The organism is Bacteroidia bacterium (assembly GCA_040880525.1).
Classification (GTDB): domain Bacteria; phylum Bacteroidota; class Bacteroidia; order CAILMK01; family JBBDIG01; genus JBBDIG01.
On the sequence record JBBDIG010000048.1, the window covers coordinates 79,758 to 86,511 of the forward strand.

Annotated in this window: 5 protein-coding genes; 3 read left to right on the plus strand and 2 right to left on the minus strand. The window is 42.3% G+C overall.

The window, feature by feature from the left end:
- Positions 1-363 precede the first annotated feature (363 nt).
- On the plus strand, positions 364-1,233 hold the full coding sequence (locus WD077_13555; protein ID MEX0968261.1) for a DUF3667 domain-containing protein: 870 nt from the start codon (positions 364-366) through the stop codon (positions 1,231-1,233).
- Positions 1,234-1,319: 86 nt separating this feature from the next.
- Here WD077_13555 and WD077_13560 read toward each other — a convergent pair whose 3' ends face one another.
- Positions 1,320-1,814 carry a TPM domain-containing protein gene (locus WD077_13560; protein ID MEX0968262.1) on the minus strand — a complete coding sequence of 165 codons (495 nt, stop codon included), beginning with the start codon at positions 1,812-1,814 and terminating at the stop codon, positions 1,320-1,322.
- A gap of 188 nt (positions 1,815-2,002) precedes the next feature.
- Positions 2,003-3,952 (minus strand): M1 family aminopeptidase, encoded by a 1,950-nt coding sequence (locus tag WD077_13565; protein MEX0968263.1) that lies wholly within the window; start codon positions 3,950-3,952, stop codon positions 2,003-2,005.
- Positions 3,953-4,334: 382 nt separating this feature from the next.
- Here WD077_13565 and WD077_13570 point away from each other — a divergent pair, with 382 nt between their 5' ends.
- Both WD077_13570 and WD077_13575 read left to right on the plus strand, forming a co-directional pair.
- Complete coding sequence (locus WD077_13570; protein MEX0968264.1) at positions 4,335-5,093, plus strand: helix-turn-helix domain-containing protein; 759 nt, start codon at positions 4,335-4,337, stop codon at positions 5,091-5,093.
- 227 nt (positions 5,094-5,320) lie between these two features.
- Complete coding sequence (locus tag WD077_13575) at positions 5,321-6,694, plus strand: hypothetical protein (protein ID MEX0968265.1); 1,374 nt, start codon at positions 5,321-5,323, stop codon at positions 6,692-6,694.
- Positions 6,695-6,754 lie beyond the last annotated feature (60 nt).

A 6,754-nucleotide genomic window follows, 5' to 3' on the forward strand; every position in this document is an offset into this window, starting at 1 on the left:
GGTGAATTTTTTAGAATGTAGGAGACAAAAGTATACAAAAAACCGATTTTGTCGCTACAGCCTTTCTTTCCCCCAAACGGCCAATGCTTCCCGCTGATAATGTGATGATTATAATAATTGTGCAGCCTTAAATTATTTGATTCAAGTAATCCTTGGAAGGGCTTTGTGCGCAGGAGATTCCTGATATCCCCTATCGCGAAATTCAGGAATGACAGGCTTGTTTGTATTCAATATCTTATCCTATTCGCGGTATAAATGCCGTGGATACTTAAGCATCCGCCTCACCCGGCAAATTATATCTCCAAAATCCTGACAGCGATAAAGAATTTCCGATTTGCTACTTTCGGTGCTTAAATTTTCATTATGGATCATAGCAAAACTTCCGATGAACCTGCCGGGAATCGCTGCCTGAATTGCAGCAACAGCTTTACCGGCAGTTACTGCAATCGCTGCGGTGAGAAGATCCTGGAGCCGCAGGAAAAGACGATTCGCCACTTCCTCGAAGAATTTGTGCAGGCCATAACATTTGCTGATAATAAGCTTTGGCGCACTGTAAAGCTGCTGTATACCAGACCGGGCGTTCTGCCACGAAAACACATGGAAGGATTGCGCAAACCGTTTATCGCCCCGCTCGCTTTGTTTTTTATTGTCAACCTGCTTTACTTTTTCTTCCAGCCTGTTGATTCTTTTAACAGCTATTACTCCTCGCAGGTGAAACACCAGAAATACAGTGAATGGGCAGCTCCGGTGGCCAAGAACCAGCGGGTGGAGCGGGGCTGGACAGAGGAATACTTTGAGCAGCAATACAATCTGCATTCGTCCAATCTGTCAAAACTCATGTTGATCCTGCTGCCGGTAATGTTTTCATTTCCCCTGCTGCTGTTGTTCAATTCCCGCAAATATTATTACATAGACCACCTCGCCTTTGCCCTGAGTTTTATAGCATTCCTGTTTCTTACTTTCTTTATTGTTGCGCCATATCTTCTTAGTGGAATTGTTTTATTAATAAATAAATTATCAGGATCAAATATTTCTTTAGACATTAATGATGGGAAAATTACCCTTGCAGTATTGTTATTGGCTGCAATTTATCTTTCCATTGCAATGCGAAATTTTTATCAACAAGCCTGGTGGTGGCTCGTTCCGAAGGCTTTATTGCTAATGGTTTCTTTTATCGTGATCATGTTACTCTACAGATTTATTCTTTTTGTGGTTACGGTTTATACGGTTTGAATCTATGCTGTAAATATGTGTTGCAATCCCATTTTTCATTGTGGACTTAGACGCGGCTTTAATTTATTTTAAAGCTTGAGTTTCCTCTACAAACGTTGGCCAACCAGCTCTTTGTTGTCTTTTATGAGCGTTTTGATTTTGCCTACAGCTAAGTCAAGTCCTTCAAAATATTTATCACTCCTAAAGTTTGGTGCCATGTCGTCTCTTATAATCTGCGCAGCTATTTCGTCTTTTATTATTTTTTCGAGTCCATAACCAACTTCAATTCTCATCTGTCTGTCCTGAACAGCAACTGTGATTAATATTCCATCATCAAACTCTACCCGTCCTATTTTCCAAGTATTGGCTATTCTTAGCGAATAGTCTTCAATTTTCTCTCCGTCTAAGGACAATATTGTTAAAATGAAGATTTGTGAACCGATACTTTGTTCTAATTCTTTGATATACTCCGCCAGCTTTGATTCTTGATCTTCAGTCAAAATATTTGCATTGTCATTTACATAGGAAATTTTTTGCCTATCATTTCGTCCGCATGCAGTGATAAGGAGTCCTATAAAAAATAACGCGTATACTATTCTCATGTCTTGTTGATTTAGTGAATGGACCTCAACGAGGAGCAAAACACCATTGCGTGTTTCCGTTTTGTCCGCACCGGATTCTCCCCCCGGTTTACATGCCAAAAGTATATATAATTCACTTATTCGGTTCACACATTTTATATTGATATACGACCGTGCATTGCTATCTATCCAGACAGTCTCTTATCTTCTCACCGTGCGCTATGTTTCATCAATTTTTGCTCATAAAATTCTTCCCCGGCCTGGAGCCGCACGATGTATAATCCCGGACTTAAATTTTGAATTCCGAAAGTAAAAAAGCGCGGATTAAGCTCACTGACCTCGTACTGTCCCGTTAAAACCTGCTTTCCGCGGGAGTCGAAAATCTCAATTCTGACGGGCTGCAATGTTTGGGGCTGGTAGTCGAGTTGAAGCACATTTTCAGCAGGATTGGGGTAGATGCGAAATGGCGACAATGTTTCATCCGTCAGCCGGGTGATTTCCGTGCTGTCCGTAACGATCCACAGATCAGGATCAAAAATGATGGAATCAACCGGGAAACCAATGTTGGCGCTGAACTGCTGTCCGCTGTAAGTATGCTGGAAAACCACGGTCGTATCCCGGCCCTTTCCTGCGAACTGAATGGGCACCGGCATTTCAAAGAAAGGCACCATCCAGGCAGAAGATCGCTGACGGATGGTAAGTTCCACCGCTTCTCTCTTCTGTATCCATTCAACAGAATAAATCGGGTGGCCCTGCCCATAGATCCAATCCTCAAAAAATTCCGTGAGCGAGGTATCAGATGTGGCCTCGAGGTGCTGCCTGAGATCTTCGGTAATGGCAAAACCATACGCCAGTTCAGGATCTTCCAGATAATTACGAATCCCGTCAAAGAAGGCCTCGTCTCCTACCACCCAGCGCAGCATGTGCAATACCATCGCACCTTTGTTATAGGTAGTGCGTCCGTCAAAAAGCTGCCATATAAAAGTAGTGTCATATTTATAAACGGACCCATGCCAAGACCCGGTAATATTGTCAATCATCAACTGCTTCCAGTCATGCCAGTTCCTGTCACCCATTCCGCGTTCGTAGCACAATCCGGAGGCATAAGTGGCAAAACCCTCGTTGAGCCAGAGGTCGTGCCAGCTCCCGCAGGTTACCTTATCACCAAACCACTGGTGCGCCAGTTCATGCGCCATCAGTTCATAGGAAAAGTTTTGCATAAAGCTCATGGTTTGATGCTCCATGCCGCCTCCCCACCCAAATTGTGCATGTCCGTACTTCTCTTTTTCAAAAGGATAATCGCCAAAAAGCTCTATAAAAAGTTGCATAATGGGTATCAGTCGTGCTGTATTGACTTTGTATTCGGGATAAAACTCCGGATAGATATAATTCAGCACTTCGAGAGAATCTCCATTATCCAGCGGTACGTAATCCGAATAGAAAACATAGTCGGTCACCGCAATGGCCACCAGGTAAGTGGCGATCGGGTAGCGATGCTTCCAGTGATACACCATCCGGCCATTGACGGAATCTTCCCACGTCAGCAGGCCATTGGAGGCAGCCCTGTAGTCCATAGGCGTGGTAACGATAATGTCAATAGAATCTGCCTTATCGTCCAGCGTTTGTTTGCACGGCCACCAATCTTTTGCTCCATAGGGTTCACTCAGCGTCCAGATAATATGGCTCTGCCCGTGGAAATCCTGCACAAAAGAGCCGTGGCCCGTAGTGGGTGGAATCCCGTGATAATAAATGGTAAGCGAATCCTTCCCGGGAAATGGAAGTGGGCGCGGAGTAATATCAATTGTAAGCAGGTCATCGGCAGCGGAAAAAAAAGGCATAGGGCTTCCGTTATAATAAACAGAGTCGCACACGAGGGAATCCGAGAAGTTTAGGATAATAGGGCTGCCATTGCTTGCCTCATATTGATAAAAAACCGTCACAGCTCCTTGTATGAATTTCACTGCCGGGTCAATCTCTACCGCAAGTCGATAATATAACACATCGAAGTTATCTTGCTCCGGAGTTTTCTTAAAAGCCGCCCGCTGTTCAAATCCTTCCGTTTTAATGCGGTAATGCTCCCACAACGAAGAATCCAATTGAGCCGAAGCAGGAAAAGCAAAAGCGAGGCAAAGCAGCAGGGGAAAGTAAGCGTATTTCATAGGCTGAATTTAAGCTGCGAATTTGCGGGGAAATATCGTTCCAAAGGGGTATAGCTCCTTTCGCTATTGCTTGTCATCTTTCCATACTATTGGCTTTTTGCCAGGGCCGAATTAAGGTATGCGTAATTATTCCACCTTCAACAACTTCACAGTTTTAGAAAACCGGTCAGATGATATTCTGAGCGAATAAAAACCAGCATTAAGATTTCGCATAGGCCAGTCTTTTCAATTGATTAAAGGAAATTTTATTTCAGATTTTTTGGTACCCTGAATTTTTCAGCTTTTAGCCCTATGCTCTTTTTTCGGGAATTCTCCTTAGTTTAGCATTCTCAAATCTCTATCAGTAAAAGACATGAATCATCTGAAATCAAATCTTAAATTCTTGCGGAAACAGAAGGAACTGCGGCAGGAGGACCTTGCACGTAAAGTTAACGTGAGCCGGTCGCGGATTGGCGCGTATGAAGAAGGCCGGGCCGAACCCAAGCTGGTTACGCTTCAGAGTCTCGCTCATTTCTTTAAAGTTTCGCTGGACGACCTGCTGACCAAAAGCCTGGAAAACAATACGGAAAACCTCGCAGATCTGCACGAACGGGGTGATAACCTCCGGGTGCTGCCTGTGGTGGTAAACGACCGAAACGAGGAGCTAATATCCCTGGTACCCATTTCGGCAGCAGCAGGATACCCGCAATACATGGCTGATCCGGAATTTGTGGAGCGGCTGCCTAAATTCAGCCTGCCGGTAAATGAAATATCAGCCAACCGCACTTACCGCGCTTTTCAAATAAAGGGTGACAGCATGAAACCGCTGCCTTCAGGGGCCTACATTCTTGGAGAGTATGTGCAGAACTGGCGCGAGATCCGGGATGGCAAATGCTACGTGCTGATAACCCGCAATAACGGGCTGCTCTATAAGCGGGTAGATAACTACATTGCTGAAGATCGCAGCCTCATCCTCCGCTCAGACAATCTTCATTATGATGCATTTTCAATACCCGTAGAGGAGGTGCTGGAAGTTTGGAAGGCTATCGGTTTTTTGTCCTTCGAGCTGCCCGACCCGCGCCACGACAACCTCAGCCTCCAGCAACTCGCCAGTTCCCTCACCTCCCTCCAGCAAGAGGTGCAGGACTTGAAAAAGGTATAAAGACTTAAGCGCAATCACGTACTTCAACTACTTTCCCGGAATATGCACAGCTACTATTACAAACCCGATTGCCAGGACGCATATGCGCAGGGAAATAGCATGCACCTTCAACAGGATGCAACCTAAAAAATCTTCCCTACATTTGGCAACGAAGCCGGGGTTCATGTAAAGTGGATATAAACGCAATTGCGTATATATATTCGTTAGCGGATATTAATAAGGACAACATGGAAAATGATAAACTAAACATAGATCAATTAGAAAAGGAGAAATTACTTCTTGAGATTGAAGAGCTCAAGAATCAAATTACTGGTTCTGAGAAAGGCAAAGTATGGAAAGATTATTATAAACCTTTAATACCTGTTCTTGTAACTCTCATAATAGCAATTTTCGGGTGGATAATAACACTCGATTTCAACAATTCTCAGATAGAAATTGCTCAAATTGAAGCATCATTATCTTATATAAATACTATCTCGGAAATACAGGATAGCTCTGCTCAACTAAAACGACAAGCGCAGACGGTAATTGCTCCCGTTCTACCACCTGAAACAAGTTTTAATCTTGCTGTTGACGAAGTAGAAAATAATCCAAATCTATTGGCAGTGCTAATCCGCACTTATCCAAAAAACTTTTGGGAATACTTAATTCCACATATTGAAAATTATCCACAGATTTTATCAGATTCCGACAGTAGCACTGCAAATAATTATTCAATATTCGATTTCCTGGATAAAAAGAAGTTAATAAATTCGTACTATCAAATAGTAACTTCTGAGGAATATGACTCGCCTGAGAGAGTTTTTGGTCTCATTAATTATTTTACATATTTGGATTCAAAATACAAAAATTCAAATTTTGGAAATTATATTCCTCAGGGAAAAAAGAAGCAACTAGAATATCGACTATTATCAACTGTACAAAATTCATCAAACAATATTCTGAAAGCAGATATTTCTAAGGCATCTTCTGTTATTTTAGATCAGTCAGGGTCAGACAAGAAATATTCTGAATTGGCAGCTAAATTTTTCTGGGAAGATTATGATGTAAGTTTTGGGGAAACACCAAGTATAGATGGCGTTGATCAATTCATTTATAGAGAACGCTTCTTGCCAAATCCGAATGTAACCTTCATAGGATATCCTCAAGAAACCCATATGTTAGATTCACTTAGTACAAGTTTATATACTAAGCTGTCAGATATTGACTATCAATCTCTTGAGATAGATAGGATTGAAACTATACTGTATTCATACATCGAAGGTGGCAATATCAATGCACCAACTACACCTTATCTAAAGCCGGATCACTCATTAGAAATAGTGAAGATGATCTTGAGTTCTCTTACAACGGAAGAGAAAAGACGTGAATTTTCAGAATACTTAGGCAGTTCTGCAGGCGACTTACTCTTTAGTAGTATTGCTTATCCAGATGGATCAAATGAAAGAGTTGGGAAGGAGTTTTCTGATCAAATAATAAAATGGTACAGATCATTTTGGAATGAAGACTGGCATAAACCAGAATTCTTATCAACTATAATTGATAAATATCCAGATCTTAAATCTAAAATTGATAAGAAATGGGGAGTTGAAATAGATTAACAATCCGCCAATTGAGTAGACGGCCGGTGAGCCGTTAAGCCCACCGGAGCGCCTCTCACA

What these genes read in the sequence shown, in the direction of transcription:
- WD077_13555 (MEX0968261.1), top strand. Translation starts at nt 364, where the DNA reads ATGGATCATAGCAAAACTTCCGATGAACCTGCCGGGAATCGCTGCCTG.
- WD077_13560 (MEX0968262.1), bottom strand. Translation starts at nt 1,814, where the DNA reads ATGAGAATAGTATACGCGTTATTTTTTATAGGACTCCTTATCACTGCA.
- WD077_13565 (MEX0968263.1), bottom strand. Translation starts at nt 3,952, where the DNA reads ATGAAATACGCTTACTTTCCCCTGCTGCTTTGCCTCGCTTTTGCTTTT.
- WD077_13575 (MEX0968265.1), top strand. Translation starts at nt 5,321, where the DNA reads ATGGAAAATGATAAACTAAACATAGATCAATTAGAAAAGGAGAAATTA.